At 41.3% G+C, this 23,541-nt stretch carries 19 protein-coding genes and 1 pseudogene; 2 read left to right on the top strand and 18 right to left on the bottom strand.

Annotated elements, in window-relative coordinates; all coding sequences use genetic code 11:
- Positions 1-20: 20 nt before the first annotated feature.
- From CFS04_RS01415 to CFS04_RS01385, 8 genes and pseudogenes are all read right to left on the bottom strand, one after another.
- The gene (locus tag CFS04_RS01415; RefSeq protein ID WP_088808817.1) at positions 21-587 is read right to left on the bottom strand and encodes a DNA-3-methyladenine glycosylase I; all 567 of its coding nucleotides are present in this window, start codon (positions 585-587) and stop codon (positions 21-23) included.
- A 6-nt stretch (positions 588-593) separates the two neighbouring features.
- On the bottom strand, positions 594-821 hold the full coding sequence (locus CFS04_RS01410) for a hypothetical protein (RefSeq protein WP_255377762.1): 228 nt from the start codon (positions 819-821) through the stop codon (positions 594-596).
- 88 nt (positions 822-909) lie between these two features.
- Entirely contained in the window at positions 910-3,606 is a 2,697-nt protein-coding gene (gene acnA, locus CFS04_RS01405) for an aconitate hydratase AcnA (protein WP_088808815.1), read from the bottom strand.
- A 150-nt stretch (positions 3,607-3,756) separates the two neighbouring features.
- Complete coding sequence (locus CFS04_RS01400) at positions 3,757-4,173, bottom strand: general stress protein (RefSeq protein ID WP_088808814.1); 417 nt, start codon at positions 4,171-4,173, stop codon at positions 3,757-3,759.
- A 3-nt stretch (positions 4,174-4,176) separates the two neighbouring features.
- Complete coding sequence (locus tag CFS04_RS01395) at positions 4,177-7,392, bottom strand: DEAD/DEAH box helicase (RefSeq protein WP_088808813.1); 3,216 nt, start codon at positions 7,390-7,392, stop codon at positions 4,177-4,179.
- 97 nt (positions 7,393-7,489) lie between these two features.
- Positions 7,490-7,561 (bottom strand): annotated as a pseudogene (locus tag CFS04_RS13170) (TipC family immunity protein); the annotation flags it as partial.
- Between the two features lie 55 nt (positions 7,562-7,616).
- Positions 7,617-10,676, bottom strand: a complete 3,060-nt coding sequence (locus tag CFS04_RS01390; RefSeq protein ID WP_088808812.1) for an AAA family ATPase — start codon at positions 10,674-10,676, stop codon at positions 7,617-7,619.
- Positions 10,673-11,794, bottom strand: a complete 1,122-nt coding sequence (locus CFS04_RS01385; protein WP_088808811.1) for an exonuclease SbcCD subunit D — start codon at positions 11,792-11,794, stop codon at positions 10,673-10,675. Before CFS04_RS01385 ends, CFS04_RS01390 begins: the two co-directional genes overlap by 4 nt.
- Positions 11,795-11,889: 95 nt before the next feature.
- On the opposite strand from CFS04_RS01385, the gene CFS04_RS01380 reads away from it, so the two are divergent.
- The gene (locus CFS04_RS01380) at positions 11,890-12,498 is read left to right on the top strand and encodes a 1-acyl-sn-glycerol-3-phosphate acyltransferase (protein ID WP_088808810.1); all 609 of its coding nucleotides are present in this window, start codon (positions 11,890-11,892) and stop codon (positions 12,496-12,498) included.
- A gap of 243 nt (positions 12,499-12,741) precedes the next feature.
- Here the strand turns inward: CFS04_RS01380 and CFS04_RS01375 are convergent, their stop codons facing one another.
- From CFS04_RS01375 to yneA, 9 genes are all read right to left on the bottom strand, one after another.
- Positions 12,742-13,251 carry a hypothetical protein gene (locus CFS04_RS01375; RefSeq protein WP_088808809.1) on the bottom strand — a complete coding sequence of 170 codons (510 nt, stop codon included), beginning with the start codon at positions 13,249-13,251 and terminating at the stop codon, positions 12,742-12,744.
- 91 nt (positions 13,252-13,342) lie between these two features.
- On the bottom strand, positions 13,343-13,825 hold the full coding sequence (locus tag CFS04_RS01370; RefSeq protein WP_088808808.1) for a CcdC family protein: 483 nt from the start codon (positions 13,823-13,825) through the stop codon (positions 13,343-13,345).
- Positions 13,826-13,894: 69 nt separating this feature from the next.
- Positions 13,895-15,694 (bottom strand): ABC transporter ATP-binding protein, encoded by a 1,800-nt coding sequence (locus CFS04_RS01365; protein WP_088809071.1) that lies wholly within the window; start codon positions 15,692-15,694, stop codon positions 13,895-13,897.
- Positions 15,678-17,435, bottom strand: coding sequence for an ABC transporter ATP-binding protein (locus tag CFS04_RS01360; RefSeq protein ID WP_088808807.1), 1,758 nt, complete (start codon positions 17,433-17,435; stop codon positions 15,678-15,680). Before CFS04_RS01360 ends, CFS04_RS01365 begins: the two co-directional genes overlap by 17 nt.
- 294 nt (positions 17,436-17,729) lie before the next feature.
- Positions 17,730-18,161, bottom strand: a complete 432-nt coding sequence (locus CFS04_RS01355; protein WP_088808806.1) for a hypothetical protein — start codon at positions 18,159-18,161, stop codon at positions 17,730-17,732.
- 90 nt (positions 18,162-18,251) lie between these two features.
- On the bottom strand, positions 18,252-18,488 hold the full coding sequence (locus CFS04_RS01350; RefSeq protein ID WP_088808805.1) for a YneF family protein: 237 nt from the start codon (positions 18,486-18,488) through the stop codon (positions 18,252-18,254).
- 123 nt (positions 18,489-18,611) lie between these two features.
- Complete coding sequence (gene tkt, locus CFS04_RS01345) at positions 18,612-20,609, bottom strand: transketolase (protein ID WP_088809070.1); 1,998 nt, start codon at positions 20,607-20,609, stop codon at positions 18,612-18,614.
- 131 nt (positions 20,610-20,740) lie between these two features.
- Positions 20,741-20,968 carry a DUF896 domain-containing protein gene (locus CFS04_RS01340; protein WP_088808804.1) on the bottom strand — a complete coding sequence of 76 codons (228 nt, stop codon included), beginning with the start codon at positions 20,966-20,968 and terminating at the stop codon, positions 20,741-20,743.
- Positions 20,969-21,099: 131 nt separating this feature from the next.
- Positions 21,100-21,429: a cell division suppressor protein YneA gene (yneA, locus tag CFS04_RS01335; RefSeq protein ID WP_088808803.1), complete on the bottom strand. Its 330-nt coding sequence runs from the start codon at positions 21,427-21,429 to the stop codon at positions 21,100-21,102.
- Positions 21,430-21,584: 155 nt separating this feature from the next.
- On the opposite strand from yneA, the gene lexA reads away from it, so the two are divergent.
- Positions 21,585-22,199 carry a transcriptional repressor LexA gene (gene lexA, locus CFS04_RS01330; protein WP_088808802.1) on the top strand — a complete coding sequence of 205 codons (615 nt, stop codon included), beginning with the start codon at positions 21,585-21,587 and terminating at the stop codon, positions 22,197-22,199.
- Positions 22,200-22,323: 124 nt separating this feature from the next.
- On the opposite strand, the gene CFS04_RS01325 is transcribed toward lexA, so the two are convergent.
- Positions 22,324-23,538, bottom strand: coding sequence for an aspartate kinase (locus tag CFS04_RS01325; protein ID WP_088808801.1), 1,215 nt, complete (start codon positions 23,536-23,538; stop codon positions 22,324-22,326).
- Positions 23,539-23,541: the final 3 nt, after the last annotated feature.

Raw genomic sequence — 23,541 nt, 5'->3', positions numbered from 1 at the left:
ATGCTTCTTTTAATTTTAACTCATTGCTGGTTATAAGCACAAGTTACCGCGTGATCATTAATCACACCGATTGCCTGTAGATAGGAATATACAATGACGGGGCCGACAAACTTAAAGCCGCGTTTTTTCATGTCTTTACTTACTCGTTCGGAGAGTTCATCTTTCGCCGGCATTTCCTGATCTTCACTAAGTTGATGATTCATCACTTTATCGTCTGTAAAATGCCACATATATTTTGAAAATGAACCAAATTCTGCCTGCACCTTTTGGGTAGCCTGCGCATTCGTTCTAACGGCATTCACTTTCGCTTTATTTCGGATAATGGCGGCATTACTCACGATGTCTGCCAACTCTTCGTCTGTCAGTTTGGCGCAAGCGTCAATATCAAATTGTAAAAAGGCTTCTTGGTACCCTGCTCGCTTATTCAATATCGTGCGCCAAGATAAGCCAGCTTGAGCCCCCTCTAAGTTTAAAAGCTCAAAAAGATATGTATCCTCGTAGCTCGGCTTGCACCATTCATCATCATGATACGCCAGCATGACAGCATCGCCATTCGCTGCCCAACTACATCGCTTTTGTTCACTCATAAACACTCATCCTCCTAAAATATACTGCATGCACAGAAATGCACCACAAAAAAACGCGACATACGCAAAATAAAAATGCTTTGCTCGCCACTCCATCAGCCCTAGTGCAAGACAGATTGCTGTGAAAATAACTAAAACAAGTGGTGGCAACGGAATTTTATAACCACTTATAGACGTGATTAAACTAAGCATCAAACTAATAATAAGTAAAATTAATAACGTGTTTTTTCGCATCTCATTTTCCTTTCTCCACCCATTATAGAACATTAGTTCGCTAAATGCAATTAAAAAAAGACCGCTTTCTGAAAAGCGGTCTTTCGGATTAATTTTCTAGTTTTCCGCGTAAAACCATTTGCAAAATACCACCGTGGCGGTAGTAGTCGATTTCAACTTCTGAATCAAAGCGGGCAATCGCTTCGAATGTCGTTACTTTACCGTTTGGTGAAGTAGCGGTCACTTCAACAAGACTTCTTGGTGTGACGGATTCATCAATGGCAACGTGGAATGTTTCTTCGCCTGTCAAGCCGAGTGCGTCAGCACCTTCACCTTGTTTAAATTGAAGTGGCAAGACGCCCATCATGACGAGGTTGGAACGGTGAATTCGCTCGTAGCTTTTCGCGATGACCGTTTTAATCCCAAGTAAATTTGTTCCTTTGGCTGCCCAGTCGCGTGAAGACCCCATTCCGTAATCATCGCCGGCAAGGATAACTAGACCAGTGCCATCAGCCATATATTTGCGTGAAGCATCGTAGATAGACATGACTTCCTTTGTCGGGAAATAAGTTGTGTAGCCACCTTCTGTACCTTCTGCGATTTGATTTTTGATGCGAATATTCGCAAACGTTCCGCGCATCATCACATCATGATGGCCTCGTCTTGAGCCATATGAGTTGAAGTCGCGAATCGCAACACCTTGCGCTTGTAAAAATTGACCTGCTGGAGTATCTTTCCCAATGGCGCCGGCCGGTGAAATGTGGTCAGTCGTAACGGAGTCACCGAACTTCCCTATCACCCGAAGGTCAGACAAAGTTTCCACTTTTCCTTTTTCCTTCGATAAGTTTTCAAAAAATGGTGGGTTAGCGATATACGTTGAAGTATCGTCCCACTGATAAAGCGCCTCATCTGTTGTATTGATGGCATTCCATGCTTTATTTTCATCAAAAACACGCGCGTATTGTTCGCGGAATAGTTCAGGTGTTACGGTTTCTTCCACAAGTTGTTTCACTTCGTTTGAAGAAGGCCAAATATCTTTTAGGAAGTACGCCTTTCCGTCATTTCCGTGCCCAATTGGCTCATTTTCTAAATCGATATTTGTTGTGCCCGCTAAGGCATATGCCACAACAAGCGGAGGCGAAGCTAAAAAGTTCGCTTTTACAAGCGCATGAATCCGACCTTCAAAATTTCGATTTCCACTAAGAACAGCTGACACAAGCAAATCATTTTCTTGAATCGCCGCTTCAATTTCATCTTTTAATGGACCAGAATTCCCGATACATGTTGTACAACCGTAGCCGACTAAATCAAAGCCAAGTTTATCTAAATAAGGTAGCAATCCTGCTTTCTCCAAATAACCGGTTACTACTTTTGAACCAGGAGCAAGCGAAGTTTTCACAAATTTAGGCACTTCAAGTCCAAGTTCCACTGCTTTTTTTGCGACTAAGCCGGCTGAAAGCATGACATATGGATTGGACGTGTTTGTGCAACTTGTAATCGCGGCTATGGCAACCGAACCTGTTTTCATCACGGATTCATCGCCGTTTCCGTACACGACTTTCGCATGTTTATTTAGCGCATCTGGCTCTAAGCCGAATCCTTGATTACCAGCAGGCGCTGAGATGGATTTTTGGAACGTTTCCTTCATATCAGATAAAGGAATTAAATCTTGCGGACGTTTCGGTCCTGAAAGATTCGCTTCAATTTCGCTTAAGTTAATTTCTACCGTATCTGTATAATCAGGCTCACGGTTTTCTTTCGTAAAGAATAAATCATTTTCTTTTAAATAAGCTTCAACAAGGCGAATTTGTTCCTCGTTGCGGCCCGTTAAACGCAAGTATGTCAGTGACTCGGCATCAACAGGGAAAAATCCACAAGTTGCCCCGTACTCTGGCGCCATGTTAGCCACCGTTGCGCGGTCTGCAAGCGGTAACGTCGACACGCCTGGTCCATAAAATTCCACGAACTTCCCTACGACTTTTTTCTCCCGAAGAACTTGTGTCACTTTAAGTGCAAAATCCGTAGCCGTTGCGCCGTTCGGTAGAGCGCCTGTCAGCTTCACACCGATAACTTCAGGAATTGGGAAATACGAAGGTTGTCCGAGCATTCCTGCTTCAGCCTCAATCCCGCCAACGCCCCAGCCGAGCACCCCAATACCGTTAATCATCGTTGTATGGCTGTCGGTCCCAACGAGTGTATCTGGGAACACGATAGTTTCGCCGCTTTCCTCTTTTGCGATAACAACGCTCGCCAAATATTCCAGATTGACTTGATGCACAATTCCAGTTGCAGGCGGCACAGCGCGGTAATTATCAAATGACTTCTGCGCCCAGTTCAAGAACTGATAACGTTCCATATTGCGCTGAAACTCAAGCTCCATGTTGATTTTAAGCGCTTCTGGATTTGCATAGCTGTCTACTTGAACAGAGTGGTCCACAACAAGGTCTACTGGAATTTCCGGATTGATTTTCTCCGGATCGCCCCCCAAGTCCGCCATCGCTTTACGTAGTGAAGCCAAGTCAACAACAGCAGGGACACCCGTAAAGTCTTGTAAAATCACTCGTGCAGGTTTAAACGGAACTTCTCCGTCGTTTTGACTTGCTTCTTTCGACCAATTGCTAAGCCCCTTAATATGTTCTTCTGTGATTGCCTTGCCGTCGCTCTGTCTTAAAACCGATTCCAAGAGCACTCGAATCGAATAAGGCAACCTTTCAATGTTCGCTTCTAACGATTTTAATTTAAAATAGTGATACGTTTTATCATCCAATTGAAAAGATGATTTTGCTTTCGCTTTCAAGTTTGTCATCCACGTTTCCTCCTTCATTTCGAAACGATTGATATTCCCTACTTTATTTTACTGGAAAGTACATGATAAGTAAACTAAGTTATTTTGCATAAACACAATAAGTTTTAGTTATAAGCATAAAAAAAGGCATAAAGTTATGCCTTTTTATGCCTATCTTGCGAGCAATAATAATTTACCTTCATCAAGTTCGCTAACAAAATGAGCGATTTGTTCATCTGTTAAATCGAAATCCTCTAGTAGACGTTTCACCGTTTTATCATTTGTACGTGAAAACCATTTAGCAAATGGGCCTGCTGCATAGAGTGCACCGTACTTCGGATTATATGCTTGCGGAATGACAATGGCGCCACTTAAACTTTGCAGAATACCCGAAATGATGCCGAATGCTTCTTCGTTTACTGGGCGTTCCTGTTCTGTTTCAGTTCGTTCGGCTATTTCCTCACTCATTTTCTTATTTTTAGCTAGAACAGAAATATCCTCTTTTGTATATCCTTTTTGAACAAGTTGTTCGATTTGTTTGACTGCTTCCTCTTCATTTTCTACTGACAAAACTTCCCATTTATCCATTTTTCAACGCATCCCTTCTTTATTAAATGTAAGTAGTGCTTTCATCTCATCAATGGTGAGTTTGTTAAGCAATTGTTCACCAGGTTGAATGAGCGCATCTACTAAGGCTTGTTTCTTTTGTTGAAGCTCAAAAATGCGTTCCTCAATCGTTCCTCTTGCAATAAAGCGAATGACTTGCACGACTTTCTTTTGTCCAATTCGGTGCGCTCGACTAGCCGCCTGTTCTTCAATCGCGGGATTCCACCACAGGTCGAATAGAATGACCGTATCGGCACCCGTTAAATTTAAACCCGTGCCGCCTGCCTTTAAGGATATTAAAAACACATTTTTTTCTCCTTGATTAAAAGCTAAGACATCGTCGACACGTTTTTTTGCATTCGTTTTTCCATCGAGATAAAAATACGGAATTTCTTGTTCTTCGCATCCTTCTGCAATTAATTGTAGCATACTTGTAAATTGAGAGAAAATAAGAACACGTTTCTCCCCTTGAAGTGCTGTCCCAAGCGTATCGAACAGTTGCGTAACTTTGCTTGACTCCCCTGTGTATTCTGGCATAAATAAGCGCGGATCACAGCAAATCTGTCTAAGGCGCGTCAAACCGGCAAGCAAACGAATATGCTCCTCACCTTGATTTAAGCCGCCGGAAGCAAGTTCAGCTTGAATTTTTTCCACATAGGCTAAATAAATTTGTTTCTGTTCAGTTGTAAGCTCTGAATAAAGATTCGTTTCGATTTTCTCAGGCAATTCACGCGCGACATCCTTTTTGAGCCGTCGAAGTAAAAACGGTCGAATGAGCGCAGCTACATGTTGATGGTCGACCTCTTTAAATTTGCGTAGTGACGGGAAAAAGCCTGGTAAAATCGTTTGAAAAATCGTCCATAATTCATCCACCGAATTTTCAAGTGGTGTTCCGCTAAGCGCAAACATCGATTTACGGTCGAGCAATCTGACTGCCTGAGAAACTTTCGTCGTATAGTTTTTAATCATTTGTGATTCATCTAAAATAATTGTATGGAACAAGTTGCCTTCAAGCAAATCCGCATCTTGGCGCAGCGTTTGATAAGAAATCAAATACACTTGATTTTTTTTGAGTTCCGCCAATTGTTCTGCGCGTGAAAACTTGCTTCCTTCCACTATTTCCACGTTTATGCTACTTGCAAACGTCTGGAATTCATTTAGCCAGTTATAGAGGAGCGAGGCTGGTGTCACGATTAAAATTGGCTCGAGTTCTGCGTTTTCCTCCAGCTCAGATAAAAGAAATGCAATCGTTTGAATGGTTTTCCCAAGCCCCATATCATCAGCTAACACGCCACCTAGTTGGTATTTCGAAAGGGATTTCATCCATTCAAAGCCAACAATTTGGTAGTCGCGAAGTGTGGTATTTAGCGCTTTTGGAACGTTATAATGTTCATCGGAAAAATGTTGGACTTCTTCGAGCAATTCGCGATATTTCTTACTGAATTTTTGCCGATCTTGTTGGCCTTTTTCCAGTTCATAAAGCTGGATGCCGCGATAGACGGGCAACTGCATCGTTTGTTTGACTTCATTTTGCCGAACATCAAGCAATTCGAAAATCCGTTTAATTTGCTCAAAGCTTTCGTCTTCAAGCGATAAAAATTGGCCATTTTTTAAACGATGATACGTTTTTTTCTCACGTAAGGATAAAAGTACATCTTTTGTTTCATCTTCTGGAATGCCCAAAAATTGGAAGGACACTGATAGAAACGTATTGTTTTCTGCCACATCAAAGGAAGTCACTGGCTGAATATCTTGAAATGCCATGTTTTCCATACCGTCTGCCATGAAGATTGCAACATATTCGCTAAGCTTTGGCACAATATGCGCATAAAAATGGTATAAGTCTTGTTCTTTCGCGCTTAAAACCATGCGATTTCCAGAAAATAAAATGGGGGCATTTTCAATAAGCTGCATAATTTTTGTTTCTGTTTCAATGTCACGGATAACAATTCGCTCGGCGCTCGCTCCGTTTTCCCCCGTGTGAAAAGGTTCAAAAATCCAATCTGCATACTCATATTGCAGGCGCAGCTCATGTTTGGCGTCTTCTGTCATTGAAATAAAAAGCTTTGCCTCAAGTGGAAAATTGATGATGCGATTTTGAATGGTCTCGTCCACATCGACTGTGCCACTTTTTTGTAGTGCTGGCAAAACGTAAGACACCATTTCGCTTAATCTAGCTTCGTTGAACTGTACAACATCACTTTTCGTTACTTTTTGGAATTCGAAAAGTGGCATTATGCTTAGCCATTCTTTTCGTTCTAAGTGATGGAAAGTGCCGTCTAAAAAGATGAGTTGATATTTTTCTAAAAAAACAGCTTGTTGCAGCGATTCGAGTTCAATTTGGTATTTCCCGTTTGACGTGCTTCTGAAAATATAGTTGAAATCCAGTTCCCCTTTGACCATCTTAATAGCGGGATAGCGCATTAAAATTTCATTTTTTTCGTTCATTATTTGTAAACTCGCGTTTTCCCCTGTGAGTTTTTGAAGTAACTCTTCTGCCAAATACGGCGTCACGATAAGCGTTTTGTCGTCTTCGTAACTTCTTGAAAAATAGCTGTCGGACAGTTCATACATCTTCTGGATATCGCAAATTTGCGTGAGCAGTTCGAGAATGGCGGAGTCTTTTTCTGAAAAAGTATGTTCATTTGGATCAAAGCTGAAATTTTTTGTAAAAACGAGCAACTGGTTGTAGCGCACGGCATCAAGAAAGGCTTGAATGTTTTTTACAACATACGTCCGCTCGGCGCCGACTTTTAGTTCCAGCACAATTTGTCGCTCTTCGTTTTCTGTTTTTAATGAAACATTGTAAACAATTTGTAGTGTTTTCTTTGCATCTAAAACAGGCACCTCAAATTGGTCCGCTAAACTTTCTTGAAAAAGTGCTAAAAGCGTGACGGATTCTTGTTCTAAAATGCGTTCTTTCAAACTGATTTTTTTCTTTTCGTGCAGCAACTCTACTTTTTTCAAATAAGTGGCATACATATGTTTACAGACGCGTTCCCCGTAAAGGTGGCTGTCGCACGTGCAGTCCAGTACATCTGGTTCCGTTTCCGTGACAACTTCCCCGTCAGAAAAGTAAAAATTGGTCTGCTCGTTTTCTTCATCTATTTTATATAAGGCTTCACTTTTTATAAGTCCTTTGGCATCTTGTTTCGTTTGATAAGGCACCATTTCATCTTGAATGTTGATTTGCCGTTTCATCATTATCCCTCGCTTTAAGAGTCCTCTAAACCTTTATTTTAACATAAAAAAAGGCGTGAGGCTTGTTTATATACACCTCACGCTTTTTTTAAGTTTTTTAATAAGTTTTCTTTACTTTAACATCGCCAAAATCATCTGGTGAAAAACGGCTGTTATAAACTGAACACCAATCTGTTTATGAAATACAAAAAGAGACTCGCGACTTCTCTTCGCCGCGAGCCCTTTTATGTGTGTAACACGAACTCCGTCTTGCTTCCTTGGTTCGTCGCTGTCACTTCAAGCCGAGCCGGAATGCGCTCTTTAAGCTCTGGTACATGCGAAATGATGCCCACAAGTCGTCCGTTTTCCTGCGTTTCCAGCAAACATTCAATCGCCGTTTCCAAAGATTCCGGATCAAGCGTACCGAAACCTTCATCGATAAACATCGTATCAAGCGAAATGCCGCCAGCCATCTCCTGCACCACCTCAGCTAAAGCCAGCGCTAGCGCAAGTGACGTTTTAAAACTTTCACCACCCGATAACGTTTTCACATGGCGCGTTAAGCCCGTATATTCGTCATACACCTCAAGCTCAAGCCCGCTCTGCGCGTTGCCTTTCGCTTTATCGCGTTTTCGGCTAAGCTCAAAACGCCCATTTGTCATCTTCAGTAAACGCACGTTAGCATGCTGAACAATTGTGTCGAGGAAAGTCGCGAGCACGTACCGCTCAAACGTAATCCGCAAATCATTTTTCCCGCGCGCAGTATCCGCAAGCAGACCCAAATCTGCGTATTCCGCTTCAAATTTAAGCAATTCTGCTTTTTTGGAATTAAAAAGCGTATAGCGACTGGACGTTTCACTTCCACGTTCGCGCACAACTAGCATTTTTTGTTCGGCCTCACTTTGAATAGCTTTCGCCGCATCTAGTTCTGCTTGCAATTTGCTGACGTCTTTCTTCTCGACGTTTTTTAGTTTTTCTGCTAGCACCTGTTTTCGATCTTCCGCCACAAAAAGCGCTTTTTCATAGCTCGAAAGTGTCGTTTCGGTCGTGGGGATTTCATTTTCGCGCGCCAAATAGGACTTAAAAGTCGCCTCATCTTGGAATCCAAGGTTGACTCGTTTTTCTTCAAAAAGTGTCTGATCGGCTTGCCATTCGTTTGAAAGTTCCGCGAGTTGTTTTTCTGTGCCTTTTAAGCGCGTTTCCATGTTGCTGACAAGCTCTTTTTGCGCCGTAACACCTTTTGAAACTTCCTGTTCGCGTTTTTCAAATTCTAACAGCGATGCCGCAATTTGGTTTTGCAAACGCTTGAAAGCTTCTGGTTCGCGCAAATTTTCCGGAATATCTGTGTAAAGCCAATTGATTTCCGTCTCCAAAAGGTCCAATTCGCGCTGCAACTTATCTTTTTCAATTTGCGCTTCAGTCATTTGATGCGTCAAATTCTGTTTCGCAGTTTGCTGTTCGTTTAGTTGCGCTTTGAGTTTGTTTCGTAGTTCCAGCTGTTCATTTAGCTTCGCTTGTTTTTGTTTGGCAGTTTCAATCGTAGCGGTCAATTTTGCTAGCTGCTCATCAAACACAGCAAAATCATTTCCGCTTACGTCTCCCCACTGCTCAGTCTGCCATTTCAAACGGGCGATTTTTTCCTCAACTTGCTTTAATCCAAGCGTTTTAGTTTCCAGCTCTTTTGAAAGTTCCTCTAGCTTCCCAATATCCAAAGTTCCAGAAAACGTAGCCATTTGCGGGTGTTCCGTCGCGCCGCAAACTGGGCATGGCTCACCGTTATGAAGGTGTGCCGCTAAGAGCGCGGCCTGCTCCTGTTTCGAAGCAGCAAGGAGTTCCGCTTCCTCTTTTTGAAGCGCTTTTACAACTGTCGTCTGCGCCTTTTGTTCTTGCCGCAAAACCGCAAGCTGCTCTTCTATTTGCAAAAGCTGGCTCGTTTTCTCAACATTTTCTGCCACTTGTTTCCGCTCGCCCTCTAGTTCGTTCATGTTCTCCAACAGCTGGAAACGTTCTTGCTCAAGGTTCTCAAGCGCCGCAATACGGTCCTCAAGCGAACTCACATCATGCGCAAGTATCTCGAAATCCACTTCAAATCTTTTAAAAGCTTCTTCTTTTGTAATAAAAGCAGCCTTTTTAAACTCCAATTGTGTTAAGTTTTCCGTAAGCTGCCTCATCTTCGGCGCCATTTTCTCAAATTCAATTTGATTGCGACGCCATTTTGCTACACGATTTGCCATCTCTAAAAGTTCCCGCTGCCCCTCTTCCCATTTTAAAAGCTCCGTGCGCGCATCTTCCGTCTGATTTTCAAGTTGCTCCTTTTCTAGCTGCACCGTGCGTATTTTTTCATTCGTTCGCTCCCGCTGCATAAACGCAGCTTGCAACTCTTTCGCCGCCTTCATTTTCGTTAGCTCCCGCTTCAACTCCTGCATTTTCTCCCGTTCACCGTATAATAGTTCGAGCTCCTCCAATTGCTTCTCAAGCTGTACAAAGTCCGCTTCGATATTTTCCGCCACCGCAACGCTTTGAGCTGCCGCGATGCTCACCTTCTCAAGTGTTGTTAGCTCATCTTGCAAACTTGCCATGTGCTTTTTCTGCTCCGCCATTTTCGTTTGAAATTGTTCTTCGATTTCGGCAATGGTTAGCGTTTCATCAGCGAATTCCGCTACAATCACTTTCCAAAGTTCGGTTCGCGTATTTTCTGCCAAAAGCTGTAACTCTTTTTGCTTTTCAAATAAAAGATTTTCGACATATTTGTAAAAATCCGTATGCGCCAACCGTTGTAAAATGACTTCCTTTTCCTTGCTTTCTGAAATGAGCAATTCACGAAACTCGCCTTGGGGAATCATTAAAATTTGCCGAAACTGGTCGACATTCAGTTGAATTAATTCTTCCATTTTTACTTTTACATCGCGCACGGAGCTAGCTAGCAATTTTTCGCCATCGTCCATTATTTCAAACAACTCGGCTTTTTGATTTAAAGAGCGCATGCCGTCGCCGCGCGCCTTTTTCACTTCCTGCTGCGGCATTCGTTTAATGAAGTACGTTTTTTCGCGCAACATGAAAGTGAGTGTCACTTCCGTTAAATCTGAATCCGCCGCAAAGTCACTTCGCATTGATGCGCCTTCCCGGTCAGCTAAATTTGTAACGCCAAAAATGGCAAAACTAATTGCATCAAAAATCGTGGACTTGCCCGCACCCGTTTTTCCAGAAATAACAAAAATACGTTCTGTCCCAAGTTCAGTAAAATCGATTGTCTCCAGTTTTTTATAGGCACCAAATGCCTCCATCGTTAACTTTAACGGCTTCATTCTTTACCTCCCTCACGCGCTTCTTTAAAAATTTCCGTCATCAGTTCTTTTTGCGCCGTTGTCATACTTTTACCTTCAGCAAATTCAAAAAACTGATCAAACAATGCCACATCATCCTTTTTCATCAGCTCATCAAACTTCAATTCAAGCTTGTCTTCCATCTGGTGCCGCATTCGCTCTAAATGCAAAATATTCGGATAGAACTTACGAAGTTGCCCCATCGGATCAAGAAGCGCACCTGCGTCTTCTAACTTCACTTGCAAGTAATCTTCTTTCTTGTCTAAAATATTGGTCGTAAGTTCGCTTAAGCTTCCGCTCACAATTCGCATATCGCGTATTGGTTGCAAGAATACTTCACGTACGTCGAGCGTTTCTTCGAGTGTAACGATGCGCACACTTTTTTTATCCTTGCTTTCTGAAAAAGAATATTTTAACGGCGAACCGCTATAATGGATGGTGGGGTGCGTGATGGCGTGCGGGTGGTGCAGATGGCCAAGTGCAACATAATCAAAACCAGCGAAGCAGTTTGTAGAAACACGGTCTACATTCCCGACAGCAAGTTGACGTTCAGAGTCACTTGAAATGCCGCCAGCAACAAAGGCGTGTCCAACTAAAATTTGCTTTTTCGTTTTATCAGCACGCGCCCGAATGGAATCGGTTATTTTTTGCATCGCATCTTCGTAAGTTCGAATGTCGCTATCATTAAATTTTTCGCGCACAATTCCAGGCTCATGAAACGGGACAAGCCAAATTTCAGCATTTTGAAAGGCTACTTTTTGTACTGGGTCAGTGATTTTCCCAGCAAGATAAAGTGCCGTTTTTTCATACCATGCAGCGCCAAATTGCAGCCGCTCTGCACTATCATGATTGCCGCTAATCGCAAAAATCGGCAAGCCAAGCGTCACGTTCCACTCGTAGAAAATATCGTTTAAAACGTCAACCGCGCTCGCTGGTGGAACCGAACGGTCATAGAGATCCCCTGCGATAATGATGCCATCTACTTTTTCCCGTTTAATAATTTCGGTTATTTGTTCTAAAATATATGTTTGATCCTCAAGCATCGAAACACCGGATACGATTTTTCCAAGGTGAAGATCTGCTGTATGTAAAAGTTTCATCATGGCCTCTTTTCTACTGCTTTATTTTTTTAATGCAAAAATCTGCATTTTTGAGTATACTTATACTAGTTGATGTCTTTTAGGGAGTGAAGAAGTTGTTTTATAAATTTGCGAAAACTGTCGTCCATATTATTTTAATCATCATTGGTGGACGATTTCAAGTACAAAACAAAGAAAAAATACCTGCGGCTCCTTATGTTGTTGTCTCGCCGCATACTTCATGGATTGAAATTATTTATCTTGGCTTTGCCGTCTATCCTGTATCTGTTCATTATATGGCGAAACAAGAGTTATTTAAAGGGAAATTCCTTAATTGGTTGATGACGCATTTAAACGCCTTCCCAGTTAACCGTGACAACCCTGGTCCTAGCGCTATTAAAGCGCCGATTCGTTTATTAAAACAAGGCAAAGTCGTCGGTATTTTCCCAAGTGGCACGCGTAAACAGACGAACTTGCATTTAAAACGCGGTGCTGTAACCATTGCTTTTAAAGGAAAAGTCCCGATGTTACCAGCCTTTTATGATGGCCCGAAAAACTTCAAAGAAATTTTAAAAAGAAAAAAAGTTATCATTCGTTTCGGTGATCCGATACATTTAAATGATACGGATAAAGAACAAAAAGAAGTTTTAGAAGAAAAATCACTTGAACTTATGGCAACATTCGAAAGACTGGAACAAGAAATTCAAGCTACGAAGAAAAAATAAATTTAAAAAAAGCATTTTGGGATTACCCAAAATGCTTTAGTTTGTAGAAAACCTCTAAACTTAAGCCAAACAAAACGTACTACGCACAATCAGACTGATGACAAATGGTGAGATTCTCACGCATTGCCGAGTACTGCACCGGAGCGTACTCGAGTACGTGAGGAGCGGAACGCAGGTTTTAACGACGAAGATTGCCGTTTGTCATCAGTCTGAAGCATTTTGGGATTCCCAAAATGCTTTTTATTACATTGTATCTGTTAAAATATCCGAACCAGCTAAGCCATTATCTTCTAAGATTTTTGAGATATCAGCAGATGCTTTTTGAAGCTTCTCATCAGCACTTGTTGTGTCAACAGGTGTTGCGTTTAAAGCTGTTGCTTCATCGGCATAAGCAGCACTTAAATCCGAAACTGCCTTTTTAAAGTCGTCTGTAGATTTCCCTAAATCCGGAACTTTTTCAGCCGCTAAAGCATCGGAAACCGCTTGTGCAGAAGTCGATGCTTTTTTAGCAAGCTCCGCAAGTTCAGCTTCAGAAGGCTTAGGATCAGCAGTCGAAGCGCTTAGATAGGCACTGTAATCCGCGTTTTTATCACTAATAGTCGAAACTAAATCCATATAATAATTTAGTACATCTTCGCTTGATGTTTTCTTCGATTCTTCTTTTTTGTCTGTATCATTGTTGCTTGAAGATGAACAAGCTGCAAGCGTGAAAGCTAAAACAAACATAAGTAATGCAATTAACGTTTTCTTCAAAATATTTCCTCCTTTTTATCACATAAATGTGACCTTCCTCATTATAACTTTTACATAAATCTTACACAAGTATTTTTACGAATAAATCGCCTCATTCTGCCATTTCTTTAGCAGGTTGAAGGTTTTTAGCGACGTTTTTATATTGAAAATACATCGCAACACGCCACGGAACAATCATCGCGAACGCCATAATCCAAAACATTCCTGATAATTCCCCAACTTCAAGGCTACCACTAATTAAATATTTGATTAAAATTCGAATAAGTAACAGTGACATCAAAATGACCGGAAATGCCTTTGTACGTTTAATAAACACAAAATCCTTTTTAATTTCAAATTTCGTCGTCCAAATGAGAATGACAGAAAATACTAGCCCCATTAAAATGGCTTCGATAATATCAAGTCCCGAAACGCGGAAATACGGGACAACAAACATGAGCGCACCAGTCGACATCATCACTGGCGGTAAAATAATGCCTTTTATAGACGCTGGTCGTTTTGATGCTTTCATGCGAATTAAAATAATCATTGAACCAAAAATGAGTGTAACAATAATAGATAAAATAAGTGACATATCTGATTCCTCCTACAAAGCTTCGTTAGCCATTATAGCGCTTATTTTAAAGAAAAGAAACCAAAATGTTTACAATTCCATGCCACTATTTTGCAGTTGGTACATCGAATGATAAACTCCACCCGTTTGTAAAAGTTCGTCGTGTGTACCGCGTTCAATAATCTCGCCTTTGCTTAAAACTAAAATCAAGTCAGCATCTTTAATTGTCGAAAGTCGATGCGCAATCGCAATCGTTGTCCGACCTGTGCGCATGCGTTTTAAGCCCGTTTGAATTAAACTTTCCGTTTCCGTATCGATGTTCGCTGTCGCTTCATCTAAAACAAGAATTTGCGGATTCGTCACAACCGTACGTGCAAAGGAAATGAGTTGCCGCTGTCCACTTGAAAATGATGCTCCGCGTTCAATGACCTTATGGTCGTAAGTCCCATCTAACGTTTGAATAAAATTGTCTGCCTGTACAAATTTGGCCGCCTCTTCCACTTCCTGATCGGAAATTTCCTGGTTGTACAGCCGAATATTGTCCCGAATATTACCGTAAAACATAAAACTATCTTGCAGGACAAGACCCGTTTTTTTACGCAACTCACTCGTTTTATAATCTTTAATCGATTTTCCATCAATTAAAATTTCGCCGCGTTCAAATTCATAAAAGCGCATCATCAAATTAATAATCGAACTTTTTCCGCTTCCTGTATGCCCGACGAGCGCAATCGTCTGCCCAGATTCTGCCGTAAAGCTAATATTTTTCAAAACATCATGCTCCCCGTCATAAGCAAAGGATACATCTTTAAACTCAATTTTTGCGCTTTCAATTTTAGCTTGCGCATCATTTTTCTGAGCGGGCACTTCTTCTGTTTCGTCCATGATGCGGAAAACGCGCGCTGCCGCAGTAATCGCTTCCTGATACATCGCAAGACGCTCCATCACATTATAAATGGCTTCTAAAAAGCGATCAAAATAGCTGACGAAAGCATAAATCGTACCAATGGCCACTGGACCGATGAGCGATTCTGCTCCGAAAAAGCCAAGGATAATTACGACCGCAATCGCATAAATGAAATCAATGGCTGGACCTAGTAACAGCGCATTAAATTTAATATTTTTTATCCCAACATCGTAGTAATCTTTGTTGATGACTTCAAATTCGCGAGCTAGACGTCTTTCCTGATTAAATTGTTGGACAATCGACATTCCTGAAATCGACTCGCTAATATTGGCGTTTAGTTGACTTAATTTTTCGCGCTTCGCCCGGTAAAATTTTGAACTTTTCTTCCGGTAAACGATAATAATAAAAGCGATGAGCGGAAATAGTGCCAAACAATACAGCGCAAGTTGCGCATCAAGAGCAAACATCGCTACGTACATACCAATTAGCATGAATAAACTTTGAATCGCAGTGGAAAGCACATTAATAAACATGTCTTTAATCGCTTCCGTATCGTTTGTCACACGCGACACAATACTACCCGCAGGGGTTTTATCAAAATAGCGCATGCCAAGCGTATGCAACTTCGAAAATATATCAATGCGAATGCGTTCCACAATCTGAAAGGCAATTTTTTGAAAGAAAAAGAGTTGGAAATACCAAATGATAACCTTTGCTAGCGCAAGTCCAAGGTATCCCGCCACAAGAATTGTAATCGCCTCTACTGCAAAGTTCATCGGTGTCAAATAATCATCTAAAAACTTCCGAATGATGAGTGGCGACACAACATCAATTATCGTCACAAACAACACGAGAAAACCAGTTAAAATTAATAGTGGAATATGGAAACGTGTGTAGCGCATCAGACGTTTTAAAACTTGTCGATGTTCTTTTCCTGTCATCGTTAATAAATCATCATTCATTTGCTCATTCACGTTCCTCACCACCTTTCAAATGTTCCGCTAATTGTTGCTCCCGGTATATCTCCGCATACCAACCATTTTCTCTAAGCAATTCTTGGTGTGTGCCACGTTCAATGACCCGCCCGTTATCCATGACGATAATGAGGTTGGCATGTTCGACGGAACTCAGGCGATGCGCACTAATGATGGTCGTTTTATCCGCTCGGCTCGCCTTTAAGTTTTCCAAGATGCGCTCTTCCGTCTTGGCATCAACTGCCGATAACGCATCATCTAAAATGAGCAATTCCGGATCCATAATTAAAGCACGCGCAATCGCAAGGCGTTGTTTTTGACCACCCGAAAGCGACACACCACGTTCGCCCACAACCGTTTGATACCCATCTGCAAAACCTTCAATATCATCATGCACCGCCACGGTTTTCGCAATCTTCCTCACATCTTCAGGCGCCGCTTCTGGCACCCCAAAGCGAATATTATCTAAAACAGTCGTCGAAAATAAGAACTGGTCTTGCGGCACATAGCCAATTGCTTTCCGAAGCGCATTTGTCTGATAATCTTGGATTTTGACTCCGCCGAACGAAATCGTGCCTGCATAGTCATCGTATTCACGAAGCAAAAGTTTTAAAAGCGTCGTCTTCCCTGAACCTGTTCGCCCAACAATTCCCAGTGTTTCACCTGCATTTATCGTGAAGTCAATATTTTCCAACACTGGCTCTTTTTCATCCGGATAAGAAAATCGGCTGATATGAGTGGCGAGAGCTCCGCTAGGCGTTTCTGCGCGCGCGTCTTCGTGGTCGACAATATCTTCTCTTTCGTTTAAAAGTTTGGTGATGCGGTCATATGAGGCACTTCCGCGTTGAATAATGTTGTACAAAAACCCAAATGCGAGCATTGGCCAAATGAGTAGAAATAAGTAATTGACAAACGCAATGACTTGCCCAATTGTGAGCGAACCTTCAATGACAAATTTCGAACCAAATCCTATTGCGAGCACAAAAGAAATGCTTACAACAATCGAAATCATCGGGTCAAACATGGCATCGACGCGGGCTACGGCAACGTTCTTCTTCACGACAGCACTCGTTTGTTTGGCAAAATCCGCAATATCTTCTTTTTCCTGTCCAAACGTGCGTGTCACTTTAATGCCTGAAATACTCTCCTGTGTCTTATCATTTAGTTTTGAGAAAGCTCTTTGTGCGCCGTGAAAGCGTTCATGTAGTTTTTTCCCTAAAATCGATGACCCAAAAATCATAATCGGCATTGGAATGAGCGCAATGAGCGTCAACCGCCAATCAATACTAATCGCCATCATTAAAATAACCGTGCTACCTGTTAAAAATGAATCGGCAAGTGTCAGCACCCCAATGCCAGCAACTTGTTGAACGGCTGCAATGTCATTTGTCGCATGCGCCATTAAATCGCCAGTCCGGTACCTCTGAAAGAAAAACGGTGACATCTTCGTCAAATGTTCAAATAGCCGTAACCGCAAAGTTCGTTGCAATTTATTATCCGAACCAAAAATCATCAAGCGCCAAACGTAACGTCCGAGATAAGTCAAAACCGCAACAACAATCAAAATCACAATCCATTTTATTAACGTCTCTTTTGTCAAAGTCGAATCCGCTATCGCATCAACAACTTTCCCTATGACAAACGGCGGTATAAGCTGCAAAAGCGCAATGATGAATAAAATCGAAACCCCAAAAGTATACTGCTTTTTTCGTTCTTTAAAAAACCAGCCTAAATCCTTAAAAATCTTCACATGGCAACCCCTCCTTTTCCCTTTTTAGACAACAAAAAATAATGGACATCACTTCTGCCCATTATTACTTAAAAAGTATTATTTGCCGTCTATTTTCCGCGCACAAAGCAAAGCATGCGAGAGGTCAATAAATCCCCTTTATACTTAAAGAATCGGTACGGAGCGACACAAATAATGAAATTTTAAGCAATAATGATTTTCCTACATATTTACGCATCTCGCATACCTCCTTTAAATTTTTTTATGCAACGCTTACATTTTACAATATCTTGAAAAAAATTACAACACCTTTTTTCAAAATTTTTCGTCATATAGCTTTTCCGCCACAACAAATAGCTGTAAATCAAGCGCAAGTCGATGCAGCTCACGAAGTGAACACCCGGATAAATCCTCTGGAATGAAAACGAGATCCATCGCTTGCTGTGCAAGTACCATTCTCCCTTCATCCGCCGCATTTTCCACCACAAACTGCCGCCCCAAAAGAGCAAGCACCTTCGCTTCCGCACCATGTTCCAGCTCCTCATCTAAAAGTAGCCGAATCACACCATTCTTCCTCGCGTCATGCTGAAACCGCGTCGAAAATAGCAACGCATAACCAATTTTCAGCCGATTCCCCGAATTATCCCCTAAAAATGGTGTCACATAGCCCGATAAAGTTTGCTCTACTTCTGATTCCAGCCGGTACAAACTGCGCTCTAAAATTAATGCTGCCTTCGCCTGTTCCATATTCTCTCCTCCTTTTCCCATATAAAAACGCCCTTTTAAACAAAAGGACGATCTTTATATTCTCAAAAAATGAAATTCGCTAACAGAAAATTATTTTTTCTTCTTCCCTGTTTCTTTTTCTGTTTGTTTATTCATCGCGCTCATCATTTGATTGATTTTCTTTTGAGACGGCTTTTGTCCCATTTGCGCCATCATCATTTGGAGCATTTGCTCATTGATAGGCGGGTTGTTTTTCAAATAGCTCATCATGTAGCGTCTTGCGATAAAGAAGCCACCAGCTAGTCCTGCAAGTAAGCATACAAGACCAACAAGAATGTAAATCCACATAGTTTCTTTCTCCTCCTTGAACGAATATACCTTCTTTATTGTACTTGATTTACGCCTCACAAACAACTCTTTTTTACAAAAGAAAAAGACGGACATTCAAATCACAAATATCCGCCTTGAAAATTATAAACTTTCGACTGTTTTTACAATGTTTTCGACTGTAAAACCATAGTTTTCAATAATCGTCTCACCTGGTGCTGAAGCGCCAAATTTGTCAATACCAATGACTTTACCATCAAGCCCGGTGTATCTCTCCCAACCAAAGCTCGCGCCCATTTCAACGGCTACACGTTTACGTACAGCATTTGGTAAGACACTTTCTTTATAGTCAGCAGATTGTGTTTCAAAAAGGTCAAATGATGGCACTGAAACGACAGAAACATCAACGCCTTTTTTAGCTAGTTCTTCTTGTGCTTGAACAACTAAGTGCACCTCAGATCCGCTTGCAAGTAAAATCGCATCAGGCACATCTTTTTTCGCTTTAGACAGAACGTAAGCGCCTTTGCGTACGCCTTCTTCAGCAATTTCACTCGTATTTGGAAGTACAGGCAACCCTTGGCGTGTTAACACTAACGCATGTGGTTTGTTAGTTGATTCTACGGCTAATTTCCAAGCCACATTCACTTCGTTCCCGTCAGCTGGGCGAAGAATCGATAAACCTGGCATTGCACGTAGCGACGCTAATTGTTCAACGGGTTCATGCGTCGGTCCATCTTCCCCAACAGCAATACTATCATGAGTTAAAACGTAGGTTACTGGTAGATGTTGGATAGCTGCAAGGCGAATGGATGCGCGTAAATAATCCGAAAATACGAAGAATGTTCCGCCGTAAACCTTCAAGCCCTCATGAAGAGCCATACCATTTAAAGCAGCTCCCATCGCAAATTCACGAACACCAAACCAAATATTGCGATCTTGTGGTGTATCCTTTGTAAATTCACCATCTGTTTTAATCGTCGTATTATTTGAACCAGCTAAGTCGGCTGAGCCACCAAATAATTGCGGCAATGTTTCAGCAAGCACATTAATAGCTTCACCGCTTGTCGCCCGACTTGCAAGAGCTTTATCGCCAACTTCATATTTTGGTAATTTATCGGAAAATCCTTCTGGCAATTTGCCATCTAAGCTATACTCCAATTGTTTCGCAAGCTCTGGATATTTTTCTTTGTAAGCAACAAACATATCAGACCATGCTTTTTCAGCTTGTGCTCCGCGGCTCGCGATTGTGCTACCAAAGCGTTCATAAACTTCATTCGGCACATAAAAATCTTCTTCGTAATCCCAGCCATAAGCTGCTTTTGCTGCTTTCACACCGTCAGCGCCTAGAGGAGCGCCGTGAACTTTACTAGTGCCGGCATTAGGAGCACCAAAACCGATTACAGTTTTCACTTCAATCATCGTAGGTTGCGATGTATTTTGTTTCGCTTTTTCAATGGCCGCTAAAATTTCAGCTGTATCATTGCCGTCTTTCACAAGTAAATGTTCCCATCCGTAGCTTTCAAAGCGAGCTTTCACACTTTCAGAGAACGACTTATCTAAATCGCCATCTAAGGAAATATCATTTGAATCATACAGCACAATAAGACGACCTAGTTGTTGATGACCAGCAAGACTCGCTGCTTCGGCAGAAACACCTTCCATTAAGTCACCATCGCCACATAACGCATATGTATAATGATCTACAACTTTAAACGTATCACGATTGTACATTGCTTCTAAATGACGTTCTGCCATAGCCATTCCAACAGCCATCGCAATGCCTTGACCAAGTGGACCTGTAGTAGCATCAACACCGTCAGTATGGTGGTATTCAGGGTGTCCAGGCGTTTTGCTGTCCCATTGGCGGAAGTTTTTCAAATCATCGAGGCTTAATTTGTAACCACTTAAATGAAGCAGACTGTATAAAAGCATAGAACCATGTCCAGCAGATAATACGAAACGGTCACGGTTAAACCAGCGTGAATTTGCTGGGTTAGCATTTAAAACTTTAGACCATAATGTATACGCCATAGGTGCCGCACCCATAGGTAAACCTGGATGACCTGAATTTGCTTTTTGAATGGCATCCATTGAAAGTGTGCGAATCGTGTTAATCGCTAATTGATCAGTTTTATCGAACAAATGAAACATCCTCTCTTAATTTAAAATTTTAACTACCTCCATTTTATTCCTAAAACTTAAATTACACAACCAAAAAAGCATAAATGATCAAACTTTTTGTTCGTTTGTTCATTTATGCTCATTTCAGCTATTTATTTTCTTTTTTTGCGCATTTGTTTCACCTTTGAAGGGGTGATATCCTTTCCATTCGGATCTAAGATTGTTGTATTCTCAATGGTTCCTTTCATATGTGTCCGAAATGATTTTAAATATTCTTTCCGCAATTCTTCTTGCTCTATTTTTTCATCAGCTGTTAAGCCTTCTGATTTTTTCTTACGAGAAAGTTCATTAATTCGATTAATTTTAGCTTTTTCCAACATAAATTTCATCCTATTCATCAATGTGTTTCTTTTATTATAGCATAAAATGTAAAACCAGTTCGTTGCGACCGATTGCTGCTGAATATATTTTTAGTTCGTACTCTTTATTTAAAACGTATTACTGTACAAAATTACTCATTTGCTAATTGAATTGTTGAGTCGCGGTTCATCTCATTTTTCTTAATCGGAATAACAATTTCATCTCCCGCTTTTAATGTGCTGTTATTTAAATGATTTTCTTTTTCAACCCACTTAATAAAAGTCATTTTATCCATGTTCGCTTTTTCGGCATGTTCATTCGCAAGAACCCATAATGAATCTCCAGATGCTACGTCAATCGTTGAATATTTATTTTCATTTGTTGCACTCGCATAAAATAGTAATGTTAATCCCATAAGTACAGAAGCAACAACAAAGATAATCGCAATATAGTATTTATCCCAAAATAATTTCAAAGTCATCTTAATCCCCTCCAACGGAATATATGTTCGCTTTTTTATTATTATAGAACGTTCGTTCGTTTTTGTCAACAAAAAAATCGAACCTTTGTTTGCATATCCAAAAAACATTTGCTATACTATTGGTAACAACTAATTAAAATAACGGGGTGAAAACCATGAAATTATCAAAGCGACAACAAGATATATATGAATTTATAAAATCTGAAGTTAAGGACAAAGGCTATCCGCCCTCTGTTCGTGAAATTGGCGAAGCTGTAGGTTTAGCTTCAAGTTCAACTGTCCATGGCCATCTTGCTCGTTTGGAAACAAAAGGACTTATTAGACGTGACCCGACAAAACCTCGTGCCATTGAAATCTTGTCGATGGAAGATGATGTTCCTACTCCTGCTGTTGTGAATATCCCCTTAATTGGGAAAGTGACGGCTGGAATGCCCATTACTGCGATTGAAAACATTGATGAATACTTCCCGCTGCCTGAGAGCATGGCTGCCGGTGAAAAAGATATTTTTATGTTAGAAATTGATGGTGAAAGCATGATTAATGCCGGCATCTTAGACGGAGACAAAGTTATTGTTCGAAAACAAAGTAATGCAACAAACGGAGAAATTGTAGTTGCAATGACAGATGAAGACGAAGCAACTTGTAAACGTTTCTTTAAAGAAGCGAATCATTTCCGCTTACAACCCGAAAATGACACTATGGAACCCATTATTTTAAACCAAGTATCGATTTTAGGGAAAGTCATTGGTTTATTCCGTGATATTCGTTAATAGACACACCTTTTAACTCGCCTCATTCAGGCGGGTTTTTAAATTGGGAAAGTCTACCGTTTTATAGCAAAAATAAACACACCTTCAATCCATAGATTGAAGGTGTGCGACAAAAAGTCACTTTCTAGTCTTCTAATTCAAAGGTATCATGCAAAACTTGGGCTGCTTCAATCATTTTTCGATCTGGCACGACGGTAGAAACTTTAATCTCTGACGTGCTAATCATTTTGATTGCTACGTCATTTTCAGTGAGCGCCTCAAACATCCGCGCCGCCACACCAGGGTTCGATACCATACCAGAACCAACAATGGAAACTTTGGCTAAATGTTGTTCAGATTCAAGTTTTTCATATTGGATTTCTGCTTTTTTATTTTCAAGAACAGCAAGCGTGTTTAAGAGCGCCGCCGATTTAATTGTGAAGGAAAGATTGCCATGGCCAAGTCCCGTAATGCCTTGAATAATAATGTCCACGTCAATATTATTTTTCGCAAGTTCCGAAAACACTTTTGAGACACGCATATTTTCTTTTTCGCTCCAATGAATCGTCACGCGCGTAATTTGGTCCTCAAACGCGATGCCGCGAACTACTTTTGCACTCTCCACATAAATCTCCTCCTCAATCATCGTCCCATTTTCCACCCCATGGCTTAAACGCACTTCAAGCGGGATTTTAAAATTCTTCGCATATTCCACAGAACGCGGATGTAAAACGCCGGCTCCTAAATTCGCAAGCTCCAACATTTCATCATACGTTAATTGCGCCAGTTTTTTTGCTTTTTTAATAAACCTCGGATCAGTTGTATATACGCCGTCCACATCTGTACATATCGCACATTTTTCGGCTGCAAATTCGGCTGCAAGGGCAACCGCTGTTGTATCGGAGCCGCCGCGACCAAGCGTTGTAATTTCTCCGCTTTGCGTCACGCCTTGGAAGCCCGCAACAATGACAATTTTGCCCGCCTGAAGTGCCGCCGTAATTTTTTCTCTTTCGATGTCTAAAATTCGGGCGTTACCATGCACCTCTTCGGTTTCAATGCCCGCTTGCCAGCCTGTAAAGGAAACAGCCTCCTGCCCCATTTCTTGAAGTGCGATGGAAAGAAGTGCAATCGTCACTTGTTCGCCTGTTGAAAGCAACATATCCATTTCGCGTTTGCTAGGCGTTTTGGAGATTTCTTCTGCCATTTGCACCAGCTTATCTGTAGATTTTCCCATAGCAGATACGACGACAATAACTTGATGCCCTTTTTCAGATTCACGGATTGCCTGTTCTGCTGTTTTTTGAATTTTAGCAACGGAACTTACCGAAGTTCCACCAAATTTTAAAACGACTAGACCCATTTC

The organism is Listeria sp. ILCC796 (assembly GCF_900186175.1).
Classification (GTDB): domain Bacteria; phylum Bacillota; class Bacilli; order Lactobacillales; family Listeriaceae; genus Listeria; species Listeria goaensis.
This window is presented reverse-complemented; position numbering and strand designations above follow the sequence as displayed.

What these genes read in the sequence shown, in the direction of transcription:
- CFS04_RS01340 (WP_088808804.1), bottom strand. Translation starts at nt 20,968, where the DNA reads ATGTTGGAAAAAGCTAAAATTAATCGAATTAATGAACTTTCTCGTAAG.
- CFS04_RS01410 (WP_255377762.1), bottom strand. Translation starts at nt 821, where the DNA reads ATGCGAAAAAACACGTTATTAATTTTACTTATTATTAGTTTGATGCTT.
- lexA (WP_088808802.1), top strand. Translation starts at nt 21,585, where the DNA reads ATGAAATTATCAAAGCGACAACAAGATATATATGAATTTATAAAATCT.
- CFS04_RS01355 (WP_088808806.1), bottom strand. Translation starts at nt 18,161, where the DNA reads ATGGAACAGGCGAAGGCAGCATTAATTTTAGAGCGCAGTTTGTACCGG.
- CFS04_RS01385 (WP_088808811.1), bottom strand. Translation starts at nt 11,794, where the DNA reads ATGAAACTTTTACATACAGCAGATCTTCACCTTGGAAAAATCGTATCC.
- CFS04_RS01350 (WP_088808805.1), bottom strand. Translation starts at nt 18,488, where the DNA reads ATGTGGATTTACATTCTTGTTGGTCTTGTATGCTTACTTGCAGGACTA.
- CFS04_RS01370 (WP_088808808.1), bottom strand. Translation starts at nt 13,825, where the DNA reads ATGTCACTTATTTTATCTATTATTGTTACACTCATTTTTGGTTCAATG.
- CFS04_RS01400 (WP_088808814.1), bottom strand. Translation starts at nt 4,173, where the DNA reads ATGGATAAATGGGAAGTTTTGTCAGTAGAAAATGAAGAGGAAGCAGTC.
- CFS04_RS01415 (WP_088808817.1), bottom strand. Translation starts at nt 587, where the DNA reads ATGAGTGAACAAAAGCGATGTAGTTGGGCAGCGAATGGCGATGCTGTC.
- CFS04_RS01390 (WP_088808812.1), bottom strand. Translation starts at nt 10,676, where the DNA reads ATGAAGCCGTTAAAGTTAACGATGGAGGCATTTGGTGCCTATAAAAAA.
- yneA (WP_088808803.1), bottom strand. Translation starts at nt 21,429, where the DNA reads ATGACTTTGAAATTATTTTGGGATAAATACTATATTGCGATTATCTTT.
- acnA (WP_088808815.1), bottom strand. Translation starts at nt 3,606, where the DNA reads ATGACAAACTTGAAAGCGAAAGCAAAATCATCTTTTCAATTGGATGAT.
- CFS04_RS01395 (WP_088808813.1), bottom strand. Translation starts at nt 7,392, where the DNA reads ATGAAACGGCAAATCAACATTCAAGATGAAATGGTGCCTTATCAAACG.
- CFS04_RS01325 (WP_088808801.1), bottom strand. Translation starts at nt 23,538, where the DNA reads ATGGGTCTAGTCGTTTTAAAATTTGGTGGAACTTCGGTAAGTTCCGTT.